The following is a 20597-nucleotide window of genomic DNA, read 5'->3' as shown; positions in this document are numbered from 1 at the left end:
GCGCAGAAAGTATTCAGTCCATTACAACTGATGCTTCTGGCAATATCTATTTTGACAAAAAGCATATCGATCTGTATTCCATCAAAGAACTGGCTCAACTGCGGTCGGTACTCTCTCAGCATAATACGGTAAGTATATTGTTTACTGTGAAAGAGTTGGTGCTGATGGGGCGTTACCCCTATTTTGAAAACCATCCTTCAACAACAGATATTGAAATAGTTAACAAAGTAATGGACGAAACCGGCATCACCCACCTGACCGGCCGCGATTACAATACGCTTTCGGGCGGTGAGCAACAGCGCGTGCAGTTGGCAAGGGTGATAGCCCAGATCTACGACCGCCCCAATGCCATCCTTTTTTTGGATGAACCTACCAATGGGCTTGATATGTTATATCAGCAACAAATATTACAACTGGCACGCAACATGGCCAACAGGGGTTATACCGTGGTGAGCATTCTGCATGATATCAATTTTGCCGCACGTTACGCCGATCAGATCCTGATCCTGAAAAATGGGAAAATGATAGCCTTTGGCCCGCCTTTAGAAGTAGTTAATTGCGAAAACATACATGATGCTTTCAATATCAAAGTGAAACTCATCGAATGCGAAGGCTTTAAATGCCCGCTGGTAATTCCCAGCGGGATATTAGTTTAATCATATAAAAAACATACAAAATGGAAAATACCCTCACATCGATAAAACATCAATGGAATAATTTAAAAGCTGAAAACCCTAAACTACGTATCCGCGATGCGGCTAAAGAATTGGGATTGAGCGAAGCAGAGTTGGTAAACATTGGCGAGCACAACACCTTGCTCAATAACAATTTTAAGGAGCTATTAAAAGAAACCAATACTTTAGGTTATGTAATGGCTTTAACGCGCAATGATCATGGTGTGCATGAACGTAAGGGCATTTATACCAAAGTTGGCTTCAATGCTCATATTGGTTTGGTGGTTACACCCGATATTGATTTGCGTTTGTTCATGACTCACTGGCATTTTGGATTTGCCGTGAATGAAAATGACAGATTAAGTTTACAGTTTTTTGATGCAGACGGCAGTGCCGTACATAAAATTTACCTCACTGATAAAAGTGATACAGTGGCATATGAACGATTAGTAGCTAAGTATCGCGCCGAAGCACAACATCAGCAATTAACTATTCAGGCAACGCCTCCAAATACGGCAGAAAAGCCTGATCATGAGATAGCAATAAACGCTTTTCAAGAGGCCTGGATAGCTTTACAGGATACACATGATTTTCATGGATTGCTCAAAGAATATGAATTAACCCGTACACAGGCACTGCGACTTGCACCAGATGGATACGCGCAACAGATCGGCTTATCGGCTTTAAAACAGATTTTAACAAATGCATCTGAAAGCTCCACTCCTATTATGGTATTTACCGGTAGTGCAGGCTGTATCCAGATACACACTGGTGAAATTAAAAAACTGGTGCAAACCGGCCCGTGGTTCAATGTGTTGGACCCGGAGTTTAATATGCACCTGCGTGAAGATGGTATTGATACCATATGGTTGGTAAAAAAACCAACTACAGATGGTCTGGTACATAGCATAGAGGTTTATGATAACGAAGGAAACACCATTGTTCAATTCTTCGGAAAACGTAAGCCGGGTATTCCGGAAAGTGAGGATTGGAGAACCCTGCTCAATGAGGTTATAACATTAATCGCCTAAACGAATATATTAGTAACCTGCAATAGTGATTGTGTCATTATTGCAGGTTATTCTATTACCTGATGGGATATAAAGATAATACAAACAGTAATGACGCGACAGCAAATTTAGGATATGACATCCGCAGAAACCGCAAGGCGAATGTTATTTGATTCTCAACTGTACGCTTTGAAATATTAAGTTTATTGGCTATCTCCTCATTACTCAAATTCTCAATACGGCTAAGCCAAAAAATCTCCTGGCATCGGCGGGGAAGTTCCCTTAATATCTGTGCTAATTCCAGTTCCAGATCCTCATAACCCAGCTTACTATCGGCATTATTATATACGGCTGTTTTATCAGTATCTGCAAGTTGATCAATATACTCCACACAATTTATTTTAGCCGCTTTTAAATACTTAAATACCTGGTAACGAGCGGTTATATGAATATAATTGGCAAAATTATTAATTCTCAGATATTTGCGCCTTGTCCATAACGTTACAAAAACATCGTGCGTTATTTCTTCAGCAACGGTTTCATTTTTTAAATAAAAATTAACCGTTTTGTAAAGTTTTTTCCAATACCGATTGTACAGGACAACAAAAGCCCTGGAATTATCTGAGACAACATCGTCCCATAATTCACTATCAACAGTTTTATCGGTCATAATTGGTTGGATAAAAATAAGAAATGTTTGTCAAATACAATTATCAGCGCACCCAACTAATTTATTTCTAAAAAATATTTTCAAAAGTATGTGTGTTGACGTGCGCTTCACTCCTCTTTATGATTGTAGCACCCGCTCAACCAATTACCATGACCCCTGAACAGTACATTATACTTTACGAAAAATACCTTTCAGGTGCATGTACAACTGAAGAGGAAGAATTGTTGATGCAGTATCATGATAATTTCAAGATGCAAAACGTTGACGGATCAAAACTCCCCGAAGCCGACAAAAAGCTCAGAAGTATTATTTACAATCGCATTTCAAAAACAATATCTTATCGCAAACCCAAGGTGATCAAAATGTACTTATGGTGGGCGGCAGCAGCTGTAATTTTTTTAATTAGTGTGAGCAGCTTATTCTTTAATAGCCATCAACCTGAATCATCGGTAAAAAATCAATTAGAAAACGCTAAAGGCACCACCATAAAACCTGGTAAAAATGCGGCAGTACTTACATTGGCTAATGGAACCAATATAGTTTTGGATAATGCCACCAATGGCGTTTTAGCAAAATCAGGAAACACATCTATTAAAAAGTTAAAGAATGGGCTATTAGCTTATGCCCCCAACAATGCAAATAACCAAGCTACCAATGAAGCCCTGAATACAGTTACGATACCAAGAGGCGGACAGTATACCATCATGCTGCCCGATGGTACTAATGTGTGGCTCAATTCTGAATCATCTTTAACTTTTCCAGTTGCATTTAAGGGCTCAACCCGTAAGGTCACCTTACAGGGAGAAGCCTATTTTGAAGTTACCAAAAACAAAGAGATACCTTTTGTTGTGCATACCGACAACACCGATATTAAAGTATTGGGTACACATTTTAATGTACACGCATATAAAGATGACAATATTGTAAAAACCACCTTGCTTGAAGGTTCCGTACGCTTATCAAGCGCCGCCGCGTCAACCCTGTTAACTCCTGGTGAACAGGGAGTAACTGATGTGATAAACGGACATATAACTCAAAAGAAAGTTAATTTAAACCAGGTTATGGCCTGGAAAGCCGGATACTTTATTTTCAGGGATGATGACATTCGTGATATCATGAAACAGATAAGCCGCTGGTACGATGTGGAAATAGTTTACGAGGGGCATACTCCTAACGTAAAGTTCGGAGGCACTTATGCTAAAAGTAAAGATATTAATGAGTTATTAAAAGGACTGGAATATACCGGATTAGTTCACTTTAAAATTGAAGGAAGGAGGATAATTGTTATGGCTTAATAAAGTTTAACGGTTATCTAAAACAGATCAGGAGCGTCCTACCGCCCCTGATCACCAGCTTCTGCTGAGTTAGTTAACCAAATCAATTGCACGAACAACCAATTATAAACTTAACCTAACATTCAAATGTATAAAATATTTACTGAATCAAAGTTCAGGTGGCACAACCATGCCCGATTTAAATTTATCCGTATTATGAAATTAACCTGCATTTTAATCATGGTAACCATTCTTCAGGTTAGTGCAAGTTCATATGCTCAAAAGATAAATTTAGAAGTTCAGAAAGCTCCCTTAGAGGATGTTTTATTTACGCTTCAACAGCAAAGCGGATACGATTTCCTGTACAGCGCCCAACTCATAAAAATGGCAGCGCCTGTATCGCTATCGTTAAAAAATGTAAGCATTTCACAAGCCCTCGAAAAAATATTTAGCGATCAACCGCTCATTTATTTGATCAATAAAAAAACCATCACGCTGAAGCCCAAACCTGAATCGGAAAATAACCCTGTACTTAATATCAAAGGAAAGGTCACTGATAATAAAGGGGTTCCGCTCCCAGGTGTATCCATCATGCTCAAAGGTTCAAGAACAGGCACGGTAACGGATGTAAACGGTGCTTTTAGCCTGAATGTACCAGATGGTTCGGGCACACTGGTATTCAGTTTTATAGGTTTTGCTAAACAGGAGGTGCCAATTGATGGCAAAGCTGTATTGAATGTCACCTTGCTTGAAGATAAACAGAACATAAGCGAAGTAGTAGTAACCGGTTACAGTACCCAAAGTAAACACACCCTAACCAGCGCCATAGTTTCTGTAAAGGGTGATGAAATGACCAAAAGAGTGGCTACCGATGCTACATCCCTGTTACAAGGACAATTACCGGGCTTATCCGTGGTTCAAAACTCAGGTGAACCAGGTAACGAAACCGTGCAACTGCGTATCCGGGGGTTGGGAACTTTTAGTAGCGCCGGTAATAATCCATTAATCATTGTTGATGGTATCCCGGGCAGCCTTGCTGTAATTAACCCAAATGATATAGAATCGGCTACTGTGCTGAAAGACGCTGCCGCTGCTGCTATATACGGCTCGCAAGGTGCAAATGGTGTAGTAGTTATTAAAACTAAAAAAGGAAAAGCCGGTGGGTTTACCTTATCATACAATTACAACGTAGGCTTTGCCACCCCTACCCGCCTGCCTAAATTAATCACCAATTCTGCCCAGTACATGGAGTTACTAAACGAAGCGGAAATTAACTCTGGTAATGCACCGGTATATACACAGGATCAGATAGATCTGTATAAAAACGCTACCGACCATATTAAATACCCTAATCATGACTGGCTTAAGGATATGTTTAGTACTGCTGTAGTACAAAATCATTACTTAAACCTAAGCGGTGGTAATGAAAATACTACCTACAGCCTGGGTTTAGGTTTTACCGACCAGCCAGGTACCATGAAAGGCTTTGATTATAAAAAGTACACTGTTGATCTGGGGCTCACCTCAAAGGTAAACAAACGTGTTACTTTGGGTACTAACATACAAATACGCTACGGCGACAAAAACTACCCATCCAATAATGCTACCGACTTATATATTTCAACCCTTGCTCAATCGCCTCTTTATCCAGCGCAAACGGCCGATGGTTTATGGATCACTAAAGCTTATGATAAAGAGTTAGGAAATAAAAACCCTGTGCTGGCTTCACAAATATTAACCCACAACCCAAATTACTACGGACAGGGCAACATATCATTAGATGTAGATATTGTGAACGGGCTAAGATGGGAAAACAGAGCAGGTTTAAGTTTTAATGTAGATAAGCAAAAAACGTTTAGACCAGTTATCCCGATGTATCTGTACAGCGATCTGTCCTATAACCGTAATGCGGATGTGGGTAACCCAGGCTTATCCGTTGGTGAAAGAGATGAAACACATTCAACCGTGTATAGTCAACTTAATTTTCACAAAATACTGGGCAAGCATGATCTGACCATATTAGGCGGTGTACAGCAGGAAGTTGATAATACCAGCTATTTTGATGCTTATCGTATTGGATACCCAACTAATGAACTTTCCGAATTAAACGCGGGTTCTGTAAATAATCAAACAAACGATGGTACTTCAGCCCAATGGATAATCCATTCATTATATGGTAACGTAAACTATAACTTTAACGATAAATACCTGTTAGGAGCAAACGTTCGATATGACGGCACCTCGCGCTTGCCAAGTAACAGTCGCTGGGGTTTATATGAGTCGTTCTCTGCTGGTTGGCGCCTGTCTAACGAAAACTTTTTAAAAGATGTAAGCTGGATGAATGATCTGAAGATCAGAGGATCGTGGGGCCGCCTGGGTAATCAGAATATCAACGTAGTAAATAACAACACCAATATACCTTATCCGTACCCTTACCAATCAACGCTTACTCAAAATACTTACGCGTTTGGCAGCGGTGTACTCTCCGGTTTTATACCAAGTACATTAGTTGACCCTGCACTTACCTGGGAAACCACAAGAATGACAGATCTGGGTTTGGACATGACAATCCTAAAAAATAAACTAACATTTACCTTTGATTGGTTTAACAAATACACCTACAATATTTTAAGGCAATCACAAGTTCCGCTGGCCCTGGGTGTAAACGCACCCATTGTAAATAACGGAGCTGTAAGTAATAAAGGGCTTGAGTTTAGCCTGCGTTACCAGGATCGCCCTTCTGAAAAGTTCAGCTATTATGCTCAGGCCAACTTCCAGTTATATCGCAATAAACTGGTATCATTTGGTGCAGATGAAATTGGCGGCCCTGATGGACAAACCATTATGCGAAATGGCTATCCCATCAACTCATTTTACCTGCAAACTATGGACGGAATTTTCCAGAATCAGGCCGAGATCGACAAATCGCCTGATCAATCATCCTTAGGTGGTGTACCAACGCCCGGCGACATTAAATATAAAGATGTAAACGGCGACGGCAAGGTTGATGCCAACGACCGCAGCATTATACCCGGCCAATACCCCAAATTTGAGTACTCTTACACTATGGGTGCAACCTGGGGTAATTTTGACGCCAGCCTGCAGCTCTACGGTTCTTATGGGAATAAACTTTATCTGTATAAATGGGGGGTTGATCCCTTTGCACAAGGCGCCATGCCTACTACCGACTGGCTGAACAGGTGGACACCACAAAACCCTTCAACCACAATGCCTAAAGTATACATGGGCTTTTACGGTTATCCTAAAATTACCAATGTACAGTCAACCTATCATTTATACAATGCCAGCTTTATGCGCATTAAAAATGTACAGTTGGGTTATACATTCCCAAAAGGGTTAATAAAGGGAGTTAAATCGATAAGGGTATTTGGCTCAGTTGATAACCTGGCCTTATTTACACCGCTAAAACAAGCAACAGACCCTGAAAGGCTGGATATTAATAATAAACCAGATGCCTGGTATGGCTTTGCCAATTATCCGCAAAACCGTACATACACATTTGGTGCATCTGTTCAATTTTAATTTCAACTTAAAAACAAATGAAAAATATTATAATCATATGCGCAGCGGTGTTAATTTGTTTAACATCCTGCAAAAAGCTTGATGTTAATCCTCCCGACAAATTATCAACCACTATTTTCTGGAAAACACCTGCTGATGCCGATCAGGCACTTACCGGTATTTATGCTACACTTTATGCTCAAAGCGGCCAGATAAGTGAGTATGCCCCTATGTGGTGGGAAAACTTCAGCGATAATTCTTACACTCAAAACAACCAGGGTGGTGCACAGCAATCTTTAATTGCCGGGCTTACATCTACAGTCGGAGGATTTCCAACAGATGGTGGTAACAGTCTGTATGTAAATGCCTATATCAGTATTGCGGCAAGCAACAGCTTTTTAGCTAATGTAGGCAAGGTATTGACCGGCGATAAGCTAAATCAATATAAAGGTGAAGCCTATTTTTTACGTGCCTTTAACTATTTTCTATTAGCCGAAACTTATGGCAACGTACCATTAATAACCGCTGATCCCCTTACAATCGACTTCAAAAACAAAATAAGTAAATCATCAAGGGCTGATATTTTAAAACAAGTGGAAAGCGATCTTGATCAGGCCATTGCATCATTACCTGATAGCAAATACACTACAGGACACGCGGTGAAAGCCTCGGCTCAGGGTATTAAGGTTAGAGTATTATTGTTTGAGAAAAAATATGCTGATGCCGCTGCTCTGGCTAAAACCATCATTAATAGCGGGCAATTTTCTCTAAACAGCAGTTATGCTGGTAATTTTTATAAACCTGACCAGCGTTCCAGTCCCGAAATTATGTTTTCTGTCCAGTTCCAGACCCCTGCAGTGCCTCATCCATTTGCCATTACTACGGTTATTATAGGCTCTGGCTATAAAGACCTGCAAGGTACGCAAGATATGATCAATGAGTATGAGCCTAATGATCCACGTAAAACCATGACCTTCTTTTTCCCTGGCGATACACCAGCACAGGGCTGGCCGTTTCCAAATACAGTTGGCACGCCTGGAGTTAACAGCTGGACACCTGGTTTTTACCCTGGTAAAAAATGGCTGGATCCTAAAAATATTGATCCGCAGCCGGGTATACTTGATGATCAGGATTATGTATGGCTGCGCTATGCCGATATTAAATTAATGTATGCCGAAGCCCAAAATGAATCGGCAGGGCCTGATGCCAGCGTATATCAGCAAATAAACGAGGTACGTGCCCGCCCCGGAGTTAATATGCCACCACTACCCGGCAATTTGAGCCAAACCGATATGCGTGCACGCATTATGCATGAAAGAAGGGTTGAACTGGCTTTAGAAGGATTGCGCTACTTTGATTTACGCAGATGGGGATTAGCCAAGCAAAAACTCAACGGCTTTATTCAGAACCCTTTAACTCCGGCTGTAAAAACTATTTACAAGGACAACTTTGACTTTTGGCCAATACCGCAAAACGAAATTGACAGAAACACACCGGTGTTGGTTCAAAACGATGGATATTAAATTTAATTTTTATTTAAATGTAAAAGTTCCGTTTTATAAAACGGAGCTTTTACATTTAATCGGAGTTGGTTTAATGCCAAATAGTTGTTAGGCCGTTAACTTTTCCCCGTAAAGGATCTGTAAGCGGTATTGGTAATGCGGCTATATTTTGATCGGTTTTAGGCCGCTCGCCTGGCAGTCCCTTATTAACATCCCAGCTTCTGCCATCAGGATAAGCCCCTACAATTCCGAGATCATCACTACCTAAATTCTTATGCCCTACCCCTGCCGGAATCACAATAATGTCTCCTGCCTGTACCTTTATCTTTTGCCCCTGCTCTCCGCCAAGATGCAGCATTGCCGAACCTGAGTAAACTCCAAGAACTTCATGCGAGGTACTGTGATAATGATGAAAGGAATAAACACCATTGCGCCATGAGTTTGTCCAGTTATTAGCTGCAAACTGTTTCTCCAGCCATTCTGCCCCTTCATCATTGCGCATATTAAATGCGTTGCGATAAAGCAACAGTGGATATTTGCTATTGGGGATCTGCCCGTCATCCTTAAAATAAAGCTTTTCTGGTTCTATCATATCAATATCTCGAAGCCTTGCTGCAACCGGCTCCATAGCTAATAAACCAAGCCACGATAAAAAAGTGTGCCGTTTCATATAACAATTAATTTATTAGTCAATATATTTTTAGATAGCTCGTATTGTATCTTCAAATCTACCCCTTAAGCAATCATATTCAAAATACATGACAATTAATTTCCAATGAGGTAATTTCTTAATCTCGTTTAACTATTTAATATTCTGTATTTCTGAAATTTGCTTGGTCAATACCGATAAAAAACGATTAACAATTAAACTATCAAATAATAAACACTTAAATTAATAGCATGAAAAATCACATTAACTTTTCACAATTATATTTACGACTTGCAATTGGTATCGGCTTTATTTCTGCCGTATTGGACCGCATTGGCTGGGCCGGCCCTATCGGCACACCAAATGTCTCCTGGGGGAGCTGGGATCCGTTTTTAAATTACACTCATGCTTTACTTCCATTTATGTCAAAAGGAATTTCCGACGTCATGGGGCTTTTGGCTACTATAGCTGAAGTTGTTTTTGGCATATTGATCATTGTGGGCTTCAAAACAAGGTTTATGGCTATCGGAAGCTTTTTATTAACACTGGCATTTGCAATTTGCATGACACTATTTTTTGGTCTGAAATCACCACTTAATTATTCTGTATTTGCGGTTAGCGCCGGAAGCTTATTATTATCAGCAATTCCGGAATATAAATGGAGTATTGATAACTTGCTCCGGCGGTAAAAACAAACCAATGATCCCTAAAACAACCAAACCAATAATATAAACCGATATGATAACATGGAGTAACCGGCTATTGCTGATGACCACCCTTTTAGGGGGAAGTAATTCTATAATTTACGCGCAAACCACCAAGCCGCTGATCACTGTAGAAAGGCTTACCCCAGAGTTTAACAAGCTTGTAGGTAAAAATGTTAACGCCCGTATTATAGCCGATGGCTTTGCCTGGTGTGAAGGACCGCTATGGATAGAAGGCCACAAAATGTTACTTTTTTCGGATGTTAAAAAGAACATCATTTACAAGTGGACCAAAGAAAAGGGGAAAGAAGTTTATCTTAATCCGGCAGGTTACACGGGTAAAGTTCCGCGGGGCGGTGAATTGGGTTCCAATGGCCTTGGATTAAATATAAAAGGCCAATTAGTTATTTGCCAGGATGGCGACAGAGTGGTATCTGTAATGAATGCTCCTTTGCAAAAGCCTCAGGCTAAATTCATTAAAATAGCAGCTAATTATAAAGGGAAAAAATTTGACAGCCCCAATGATCTGGCTTTTTTAAGTAATGGTGATATCTATTTCACTGACCCACCTTACGGTCTTGAAAAAAACGTTGACGACCCGCTAAAGGAAGCGCCATACCAGGGAGTTTATAAAATTGCTAAGGATGGCAAAATAACCCTGCTTACAAATACACTTACAAGACCAAACGGTATAGCTTTTTTCCCCGGCGGCAAAACCGTATTAATAGCCAATTCTGATCCGGCAAAACCTTATTGGTATGCTTATGATCTGGATAAAAATGGCCAGTTTACTCATGGTCGTATATTTTATAGTGCTAAAGCAGCTTCTAAAACCGCTGAGGGTATGCCCGATGGTTTGAAGATTGATAAACAAGGAAATGTAATTACATCAGGCCCCGGTGGCATATGGATATTTAATAAAACAGGTAAGTTATTAGGTAAAATAAAAGTAAACGATCTCGCCTCAAACCTCAGCTTATCAGCCGACGAGAAAACTATGTATGTAACTTCAAACCACCGAGTTTTGATGATTAATTTGCGATAGTATATTTCACATTGTTATTAAACCAAAACAGCTTTAACTCAAGAGTAAAGCTGTTTTGGTTTATGCCTTCCTGATCAACTATTTCAACTGCAAGGATAGCTCTCCGGGCATCAAACCATCCGCATCGGCTTTTACAGTTATATTACCTATTTTATCTCCTCCCATAACCAATGTAGGTGTTATACCCGCTTCTGCTTTAATGTCCTTATCGCCAATAATGCCTGCTCCTCCATTAACTGAAAACCTGACAGAATTAGTGGCAACTGGAACGGTTACCCCTTTGTTATCTACTATATAAGCGTAAACAAATACGGCATCATTGCATCCTGCTTTTAGGGGCTTACCACTATAATCGGCCTTTAAAACGATTTTGTAAGGTTTACCCGGAGTTGTTGAGGTATAGGTAGCTACACTTTTTCCATAAATAAAACCTGTGGCCTGCAAAGCTCCCGGCTCATAACGAGGCACATGAAACGTAAATGGTGGATGAGCTAAATTATTTACATTTTTGCCGGTATCCGGCTTTTGCCGGGCTATAACCTTGCCATTTAATTTCAGTTCAACATCGCTGCAGTTACTATAAACTTTAACGGTATTATCTGCCGGGTCATTCCAATAGTTAGCTATAAAAAGCATCGGTTTGCTATCTTTAACATCACGCTGGCTCTGAAAAAAGTAATACGAAAATTTAGGTACCCTGAAAATATCCATTACGCCGGATGTTTCCAGATCTGTTGCGTAACCACGTTTATAATCAAACATCAGCCAGTTAACATCCCCTACAATATTACCGTTAAAATTATCATTGTGTGCCTCTTGGAAATTAAGGGACTGCTGTAGTAAGCGCTCTTGCCCATAGCCGCGCAATTGTCTTGATGATTTTTCTTCTTTAGTTAAATTCTGATATTCGGTTTGATTAAAGCCTGCGTTCTGCGCGTAATATTCCCAGTCGCCATACTCAGCAATGAGCAAAGGTTTGTTCTTATCATATTTTTTCCAATAATCTGGGGCTTTCATGTGTTGGCGGGCTGGGTTAAATACTTCAAAAGCATAATCTTTCCATCCTGTGGTGAAAACATCTGTAAATGGCAACTCCTCATGCACAATTTTATGTGCAGCATCCATATAGGCCTCGCTCATATCTGTTTCATTTAATGAAGCTTCCCATAAAACAATGGCAGCATGGTTACGGTCGCGGCGAACCATATCACGAATATTCTGAAAGCTGTTTTCCTGGAATTCCTGGTTGCCAAAAAATTGCCATCCGGGTATAGCATCCATTACCAGTATGCCAAGTTGGTCGCAGGCATCCAGATAAGCCGGAGAAGGCGGATAGTGCGAGCACCGCACAAAGTTGAAGCCTGCTTCTTTTATTTTGAATGCGTCACGATATTGAGCATTGTCTGACAGCGCATAACCAATATAAGGATACTCCTGATGACGATTTGTACCAACAATTGGATACTTTTTCCCGTTCAAATAAAAACCACCAGCCTCAAACTTAAAGGTTTTAATACCTGTATTAATTATTTGTTCATCAACTGTTTTTCCATCCTGAATAACTTGTATACGCATACGGTATAAATAAGGACTCCCCGGCGACCATAACATTGGATTGTTAACCTTAATATTTTGCGTAAACGATTCAAAAGCATTTGGTTCTATCACCTGATCATTTGATACTGATGATGAAACTACTTTCCCATTTTTATCAGTTAGGGTAATTTTAACCTGCGCCTTTTTTTGCAGGTTAAAATCATTATTGATATCCGTTTTAACTACCAGCGTTGCTTCTTTTTCGCTTACCTCTGCATCATGTATCAACACGCCGCCGCCGGCCACCCGTCCAGCCTGCACAGCATTACTGATATAAAGTTTATTTTTAATGATCAACCACGCGTTACGGTAAATACCGCCATAATAATTAAAGTCGAGATCTTTAATAGGTTTAGCGGGAGGAATAACAGCGTTATCCTGGTTATTCAATTTAACCAAAATAACGTTTTGCTTACCTAATAAAACCGTGTTTGATATATCAATGTAAAATGGTAAAAAACCGCCCAAATGCTTATAAATATGTTTACCGTTCAAATAAACATCAGCCTCATGCATAGCCGCGTCAAATTGCAGGGCTATATGTTTTCCTTTATTTGCGAGTGGTACTATAAAAAATTTACGATAAAAACAGGTACCCTGCCACTGTTCTTTCACCTTTTCAACCGGCTCTATATTTGCTGTGTGGGGCAATGATATTTTTTCCCAGTTAGCACTCCCTTTGGCGGTTGAACTTAGTAAGTAACCTGAGTTACTGGTGTCAATATCTTTTACAAACTCCCAGTTATTATTAAAATTTGAAGTAGATGTTGTGGTTTGTGCTTTTAGCTGAAATAAGCAGCCCATGATAAGCAAAAAGCAGAGAGGGATTTTTTTCATGTATAACAGATAAGATTTAATGGACATTATATTTTTTAGCTATAGCAGGATAAACCTCCAGAAACTTGTTCGCTTTTCCGTTTTTATCAAAAACTGCCTCCCAAGTATTTAATGGCTCCCATATAAATGAACCAAGCGCTTTATTACCGGGTGCGGTAAATGCTATATCATTCACTTCCTGTTTGAGCTGTGAGTACTCGGCTACCATCACATATTTTTTATAGTGTGTCGCCAGATCCGTCATATTGTTTTTCAGATCGCTGGTTGTACCATGCCATTTAGGATAATAGGATAACCCAATCACATCAAACGGCACTTTTCTTTTGAGCATAATATTATCCAGGAAAAAATGAGCTTCGGCATTTTGCCCTCCCAGAGCAATATGCAACATGATGGCAGTTGTCGGGTTTACTTCCTTTACCCCCTTCACCCCTGCATAAATTAAAGTGGCCAGGCTATCCAGGTTATTGATCTCCCCGTCGGGCCAAACCATACCGTGGTTAATTTCATTACCTACCTGTACCATATCCGGTATAGTGCCCTGAGCTTTGAGGCTCTGCATTACGTTTTTAGTGTAATGATATAAAGAATCTTTAAGGGTATTAAAATCAAGCTTGCTCCAAACTGCGGGTACATTCTGGCGTTGCGGATCGGCCCAGGTATCAGAATAATGAAAATCTAATAAGAATTTCATACCTGCCGATTTTATTCTTTTGGCCATTTGCAGTGTATGTTGCAGATCACAAAATCCTTTTTGAGGAGAGTAACCACCAGCCACTTCCGGGTGGTTAAAAATTCGCAGGCGGATATAATTAAACCCGTGTTCCTTCAAAATTTGTATGGCGTCTTTTTCTTTACCGTCCTGATCATAAAACTTCATCCCTTTATTTTCCAATTGCGGCAAAAAAGAAATATCCGCACCGATTATTTTACCGGTGATTTTAGTACCTCCGGCAATTGGCGCACCAATAGCTACCGGGTGCGCAACGCCCGGATGAACAGTGTGTATTTCGGTAGAGCCTGTTGTTAAGCCATCGCTTAGTGCATCGAGCTTAACAACTCCCTTTTGCTTACCGGCTTGCAAAACCATATTAATTTTTCCGTTAACCATTTTATCCTGCACCAACCCGGCATTGTTTGATGCGATATACTTATTATTAAGACTGATAATTTTAGCATCGCCTGTAACTTTGAATGAGATCAGGTTGGTTGCATTGGTAATACTTTTCCCCTGCTTATCAATTACGGTTATGCTGATCTGTGCCTTGTCCTTACCGTCGGCTACCATAGTGGTTTTGTAAGGTGTAACCACCACTTCGGGCTTTAAACCTGCCAATTCGGATGTTTGAGCAAAGACCGGCGTTAGTCCAGCTGCTAAAAATAACTGGACTATTAAAAGTTGTTTTTTCATGATTTAGGCAATGTTTAGTTAATAATATCCCGTATCGCTCCGTTAACAGATTTTAGTTCAACCTGTTGAAGCAATTAGTTTTGCTAATTTTTAAAATCTTGTTATTTGTTGTACTTTATTTTTATCTGATTGTCATAGGATCGATATCGGTTTGTTTTTCATAATTATTTAGGCTCAAGCCTTACAGATTCTACTTCTATACCATAAGGTTTATCATATTGATCTGGGGCCAAACTATCTCCGGATGTGATCTCCAACTTATCTACCTGCGGTATGCTAAGGCCATTAAAAGAACCTGCCTTAAACCACAGGGATAAAAATCCGGGGTATGGACGCGGTACCAAAAGACTGGAATCGGGTTTGAACGCTGTTAATGGTATTTCAATATTTTTATACTGGTCACTTAACTCTACGTAAGCGGCATATGTAGAGGCATCTTTATCTGTTAATGCAACCCTGAGCCTTCCTAATTGTGTTTTTTGCATGCGAGCCCTTACCACCACTTTAGTAAATGCGGATACCTCTGGTAACCGGTATTTTATTTTATCACCCACATAAAGCTGAAATCCCATAACATTATTTTTATGAATGTTACTTGTTTCCGCACTTAACGCCAACTGGCCGGTTTCTTCACCTGCAGTAAACCTCATCCCACCGTTACGGCCGGAACCCGGGTAGTAGGTATTAACATTAGCCTCATCTGTTGAGGCATTAAACAGGCTTAGTTTACCGTTCGGAGCGGCTACAAATACCTGCCAGTTGTCCTTATTTAAATTGTCCCATTGATGTGGATCGCCTTCATGACCACCGGGAAACGAGATGTACTTATCATGCTGCTGAACAACAATGCGATAACTTAATGTACCAGCCACAACCTGTGCCGCGGGTATAGTAGCGCTATAGTCATATGACGAGGTATTAGTTATTATAATTGCAACAGGTGCACCAAAGCGTCCATTCACCATTAAGGTTACCTTATCATCCGGGTTAACATTAATTACGCGGGCATTAACGGTGAATGCTTTATTGGCACTAATTTCGGTTGCCGGAATATGCCTGACATATATGACGTTGTTGGAAGATACAGGGGCTATAAATTCATTTAAACTGATATTGCCGAGCAGTTTTTGGTCAGCTTGTTTAGAGATCGTTTTCCCTTTTTTCACCAGTAAATAGGTACCCGGCTTAATAGTAAATGAACCATTAGCTGCTGTTGTTTGATAACTATTATCCTTATTAATTGCTTTAACGTCAAAGTCAGCCCCTATGCCGGGCAAATTTATCTGCATGTTTTGTTCCTGCCAAGCTATGTGCACAACTTCTTTAGCAGGTGAAGGCCGTTCAAAAGGGTCGCGGATAGTAATAGCATCGGGCATTACTTCAAGTCGCCAAACACCGCTTTCAAGCTTATCTATAAAATAAGCTCCGTAACCTTTATATTGAACAATAACCGAACTACCTACCCCGGCAATATGCTCCAGTTTTTTCAAATCCTTTGGAGCTGATAATGTATTGCCCGAATAATAAAATTCGTCAGCAGTATTCATCTCACTCATGGATTGATTGTAGCTCACATGATAGGCATCAAAAACACTATCGACCGGGTAAGTACCATATTCCTTATTGCGAGGAAGTTTATGAAAGACCCTGTTGGCAATTAAAAAGCTAATGGCCTTTGCTGGTGTGTAGGCCAAATTCAGATAATGCGTTTGGTATTCTGAATTGCCGTAGGCAGTAGCCATTGGATCGTATGCAAACTGGGTTACCCACTGAAAGCCTGCCTGTTTAAAACTACGGGCAACTGCCGGGTAAATACATGATTGCAATACATCAGCTGCATCAAACTCATACACCATGCGGGGCCTGTTCTTAAATTCAGGAATGGTATCAAATGGGATGTGATAACGATCAACATTGGGCATAAAGTTCCCGTGCTGCTCATGCCCCGCTACCAGCCCCGTGGGGTACCATTGAAAACTGAACCCAGTAACATTTGATTTAGCCACCGCGTCAGCATAATAAGGGTTTTGGCTAATGTTATAGAATAACGGCTTTTTCCAGCCCGCGTTCCGGGCAGCTTTTTCGAGCCGGTTGATGTAAGCTGTAACACCAGTTTTTGGGCCGCTATGGCTTGGCTCATTGTTTAATTCAGATGCTATGATATCCGGCTCATCACAGTAACTGAGCTTAGTATATGGATTAACATGTTGATATAGCTGCTTTAAATAGTTCTCTTCTGCCCTGATCGAGCCTTCATTAAGTGTTGCTTCCCCCTTGCTGTATTTAGAGGAGAACCCTGCTGTTTTTTCATCACGCTGAGGATAGCCATTGCCGAAGAAGGCTATAGGTGTAATAATAATTTTGATATTACGCTCCTTTAAACGATATATCAAGTAATCAAACAACCTTAAATGCTCGTTTTGCAATAAATTGCCAAGTGAATCGCTAATTTCAGTATCCCAAAGATGTACCCGAAAGGCATCAACCCCCATTCGGGCCATATGATAAACGTCGGCATCAATTTCTTTCTCTGCATCAATATTCAGCGCTTTTACAGATCGATAACCATATGCAAACGGTACTGTATAGTTTACCCCAAACAGGTACATCTCTGAGTTATCTTTTTGCCAGCGAAGCCTGCCTTGTTTATCCGCGTATATTCCGTTTTTATTTTCCTGAGCCAGTAAACAAGCACAATTAAAAATTAAAAACAGAGATAATGAGGAGGTTAATAAAAGTTGTTTCATGGGTTAGTGTTACATAACTGTTATTAGATATATCAAGCGTTGTAATTACTCAACGCCTGATATATAATTGATGGAATAAATCAATAAAAACAATTAGTTGCTGTATCCTGGGTTTTGTTTAATAATACCATTACCCTGGATCATTACATCGCTTGGTATTGGGAACAACGTCATGAACGGCTGAGCCGATGTTTTCCCTCTTGCTATAGCATTTGAGATCAATTGGCCCTGCCTAACCAGATCCTGACGGCGGGTACCTTCACAATACAATTCACGACCACGCTCATCAAGTAGCGCGGCGCGAAACTGCTCTGTGCTCATGCCCGAAAATGCACTCACACCAGCCCTTGACCTTACCATATTTACGTATTGGTAGGCATCAGCAGGGCCTCGTTGCTCATTTATGGCTTCGGCTAAGGAGAGTAAAACTTCGGCATATCGAAATACAACTACATCAAAGTTGTAGCCTGGGCCATCGCCCAAACCTGCAATACCCGTATATTTCAAAGGTATAGCCCCTCTTAATCCCGATGCCCTGTTTGCTATTTTGCCTGCGCTTGTGGTGTAAGACGCGATGATGGTATTTTTGCGGGTATCAGCGGCTTCATATTTATCATAAAATGCCCAGGGCATGTAATATCCGGCCCATCCCGCTCCCCTTGTTATATTGCCTGCAGAAGCAAAATCGCCGGGTAATACCTCCTGCATCCAGTAATTAGGGCTTGAGCTATTGGTTGGCACAGCATATATCAGTTCGTTATTTTGTTTTACGTTAAAAACATCAGCGTAATTAGGCATTAAGCTATACCCCATCGTGGTGATGGTTTTAGCTGTAGCTTCGGCCTTAGCCCATTGCTTATTTTGCATATACAGTTTCAGCAATAGCATTTGAGCCATCCCCTGCGACATGCGGCCCCAATTGGTATTATCGGTATTATATTTAGCAGGCAAATCCGGAATTGCAGAGGTCAGGTCGTTTTCGATCTGAGCACAGTACACTTCGGCAGTTGGCCGGGGTGTTATAGTATTGCTTGAAAGTGTTGCTGGATCTGTTTTGGCATTTACTGGGCCAAAAAAATCATAGAGCACAAACATTAACCAGGCACGTAAAACTTTAGTCTCGGCCAGGTATTTTTTCTTTACATTATCACTCACACTGGTAACCTGCGAAATATTATTGATCACATCTGTAGCTTTTGCCACGTAACTGATAAAAGGGTAAACCGAGTTGCCCAAACCCTGATAGGTGGCCGGACCAAAAGTGAAGTTGGTTAAATTCTGATCCCAATCTGTACCGGCTTCATCTGTTGTCATAATGCTCTTTAAAAGGTACGTTTTGATATCGGCATTGTATAACGACGCGCTCTGGTTACCATTGCCCGGATCTGTTTGATCCCAGTTGGATGAAAATGGGCTATAAATTGTGATCACCGCAGCATTAATATCCGACTCTGATTTGTAAAAATTCTCTGGTGTAAGCTGACTATAAACTTTAGAGTCAAGCGCTTTTTTACAACCGGAATCCATAGTAACAAGCGTAAAACAGCTTAACAATAGTACAGCGTACCGGGTTAAGTTTACTGGTTTGTTTTTAAAGCTTTTCATATATCTTATATCTTGAATTATTAAAAATTGGCGTTTATTCCGAATGTGGTCGAAGTGGCCTGCGGATAAGGGTTTACTTCTGTAAATTCCGGATCGTATCCTTTGTAATTGGTAATTACTGCCAGGTTTTGCAGATCGACAAAAAACCTTAATGATTTAATAAACGATTGTTTTATAGGCAGTTTATAACCTAAGGTTATGTTTTTCAATCGCAGGAAATTAACTTTTTGTCCGTAAAAGTTATTTACAGTGCTTGGATTGCTGCCTGTGTAAGGGTTACTTGCATAACCAGGATATATTCCGTTTGGATTATCGGCTGTAAACACATTACTTACACCTGCCAGTGTATTATGAGCATTGGCCACGTTAATGATGGTAGGATCATAATAGGCGCCATAATTGTTGGTCATGTACATACCAAAACTGCCATACATAAATACATACAGGTCAAAGTTTTTATAGGTAAAGGTATTGCCGAAACCTAATGAGAATTTAGGATCAGGGTTACCCAGTTTTACTACATCGTTAATATCCAATTTTCCATCGTTGTTATGATCTACATAGATGATGTTACCCAATTTAGCTCCTGGCATATATGATGGAATTTGACTGGTGTTATGGATAATTCCATTGGTTTGCCATCCGTATATTTCTCTTATCGGATCGTTATATCCAATATACTGAGCATAAGCTGTTGCGGGGTTCCTACTTACCCAGTAATTTTTATAAGCTGAAATATTAAAGTTGTTTGTCCATTTAAAATCATCGCTTACAACATTTCTTGATAAAATGGAAAATTCTATTCCACGACTGCGTGTTTCACCCACGTTTGTTGCCACACGGCCTACAGCATTATTAACCGGTAGTTTATCATAGTCGAGCAGATCGGTTGCTGATTTTTGATATACATCTAATGAACCTGTTATGCGATCGTTAAAAAATCCGTAATCAATACCAGCATTAATAGTTTTATCGGTTTCCCATGATAAATTGGGGTTAGCTATTTGCGTTAAACCTACTCCCGGCAAATTAGTAGTACCTATTACATACTGCGGGCCCGTTCCGTATAAAGGCAATGAGTTGGTGCCCAAAATAGTAGAGTTACCAGATGTACCATAGCCTACACGCAGTTTAAGATTGGAAATCACTTTTGACTCTTTCAGGAAATCTTCCTGAGCTATACGCCAGCCCAATGAAGCCCCCGGGAAGAAACCATATTTTCTGTTTGGCGCAAAATAGCTTTCACCATCTTCACGACCAGTAACGGTTAGCAGATATTTATCTTTATAGGAATAATTGGCCCTGAAATACCCAGAAAGCTTGATCAGATCTGGAGCCCGGTTTGAGTTTT

The 20597-nt window shown here is 40.3% G+C and carries 13 protein-coding genes and 1 pseudogene; 7 read left to right on the top strand and 7 right to left on the bottom strand.

Translation table 11 applies throughout. The features are described from left to right. The coding region (locus tag AAGC65_RS13275) for an ATP-binding cassette domain-containing protein (protein WP_343112940.1) at window positions 1-656 on the top strand (656 nt) is incomplete at its 5' end. A 20-nt stretch (window positions 657-676) separates the two neighbouring features. Then, a complete protein-coding gene (locus AAGC65_RS13270; RefSeq protein ID WP_343112939.1) occupies window positions 677-1705 on the top strand; it encodes a ChuX/HutX family heme-like substrate-binding protein in 1029 nt (342 codons plus the stop codon). A gap of 55 nt (window positions 1706-1760) precedes the next feature. On the opposite strand, the gene AAGC65_RS13265 is transcribed toward AAGC65_RS13270, so the two are convergent. After that, window positions 1761-2354: an RNA polymerase sigma-70 factor gene (locus tag AAGC65_RS13265; RefSeq protein WP_343112938.1), complete on the bottom strand. Its 594-nt coding sequence runs from the start codon at window positions 2352-2354 to the stop codon at window positions 1761-1763. A gap of 119 nt (window positions 2355-2473) precedes the next feature. Between AAGC65_RS13265 and AAGC65_RS13260 the strand changes: the two genes are divergently transcribed. The 3 genes from AAGC65_RS13260 (at window position 2474) to AAGC65_RS13250 (ending at window position 8673) form a co-directional block, all read left to right on the top strand. Further along, window positions 2474-3649: a FecR domain-containing protein gene (locus AAGC65_RS13260; protein WP_343112937.1), complete on the top strand. Its 1176-nt coding sequence runs from the start codon at window positions 2474-2476 to the stop codon at window positions 3647-3649. A 126-nt stretch (window positions 3650-3775) separates the two neighbouring features. Continuing rightward, window positions 3776-7171: a TonB-dependent receptor gene (locus AAGC65_RS13255; protein WP_343112936.1), complete on the top strand. Its 3396-nt coding sequence runs from the start codon at window positions 3776-3778 to the stop codon at window positions 7169-7171. 17 nt (window positions 7172-7188) lie between these two features. Continuing rightward, window positions 7189-8673 carry a RagB/SusD family nutrient uptake outer membrane protein gene (locus AAGC65_RS13250; protein ID WP_343112935.1) on the top strand — a complete coding sequence of 495 codons (1485 nt, stop codon included), beginning with the start codon at window positions 7189-7191 and terminating at the stop codon, window positions 8671-8673. Between the two features lie 70 nt (window positions 8674-8743). Here the strand turns inward: AAGC65_RS13250 and AAGC65_RS13245 are convergent, their stop codons facing one another. Further along, window positions 8744-9322 (bottom strand): cupin domain-containing protein, encoded by a 579-nt coding sequence (locus tag AAGC65_RS13245; protein WP_343112934.1) that lies wholly within the window; start codon window positions 9320-9322, stop codon window positions 8744-8746. Between the two features lie 230 nt (window positions 9323-9552). Here AAGC65_RS13245 and AAGC65_RS13240 point away from each other — a divergent pair, with 230 nt between their 5' ends. Further along, a complete protein-coding gene (locus AAGC65_RS13240; protein WP_343112933.1) occupies window positions 9553-9990 on the top strand; it encodes a DoxX family protein in 438 nt (145 codons plus the stop codon). A gap of 49 nt (window positions 9991-10039) precedes the next feature. Then, window positions 10040-11050 (top strand): SMP-30/gluconolactonase/LRE family protein, encoded by a 1011-nt coding sequence (locus tag AAGC65_RS13235; protein ID WP_343112932.1) that lies wholly within the window; start codon window positions 10040-10042, stop codon window positions 11048-11050. A 78-nt stretch (window positions 11051-11128) separates the two neighbouring features. Here AAGC65_RS13235 and AAGC65_RS13230 read toward each other — a convergent pair whose 3' ends face one another. The 5 genes and pseudogenes from AAGC65_RS13230 to AAGC65_RS13210 all read right to left on the bottom strand — a co-directional run. Continuing rightward, on the bottom strand, window positions 11129-13483 hold the full coding sequence (locus AAGC65_RS13230; protein WP_343112931.1) for a glycoside hydrolase family 2 TIM barrel-domain containing protein: 2355 nt from the start codon (window positions 13481-13483) through the stop codon (window positions 11129-11131). A 16-nt stretch (window positions 13484-13499) separates the two neighbouring features. Beyond that, window positions 13500-14894 carry a glycosyl hydrolase 53 family protein gene (locus AAGC65_RS13225; protein WP_343112930.1) on the bottom strand — a complete coding sequence of 465 codons (1395 nt, stop codon included), beginning with the start codon at window positions 14892-14894 and terminating at the stop codon, window positions 13500-13502. 164 nt (window positions 14895-15058) lie between these two features. After that, window positions 15059-17641, bottom strand: a complete 2583-nt coding sequence (locus AAGC65_RS13220; protein ID WP_343112929.1) for a membrane or secreted protein — start codon at window positions 17639-17641, stop codon at window positions 15059-15061. A gap of 93 nt (window positions 17642-17734) precedes the next feature. After that, window positions 17735-19246, bottom strand: coding sequence for a RagB/SusD family nutrient uptake outer membrane protein (locus AAGC65_RS13215; protein WP_343112928.1), 1512 nt, complete (start codon window positions 19244-19246; stop codon window positions 17735-17737). A 20-nt stretch (window positions 19247-19266) separates the two neighbouring features. Beyond that, window positions 19267-20597: pseudogene (locus AAGC65_RS13210) on the bottom strand (hypothetical protein); the annotation flags it as partial.

Source organism: Mucilaginibacter sp., assembly GCF_039207105.1.
Lineage (GTDB): Bacteria > Bacteroidota > Bacteroidia > Sphingobacteriales > Sphingobacteriaceae > Mucilaginibacter.
The sequence above is the reverse complement of the archived record's forward strand: the minus strand, read 5'-3'. Positions and strand labels throughout refer to the sequence as shown.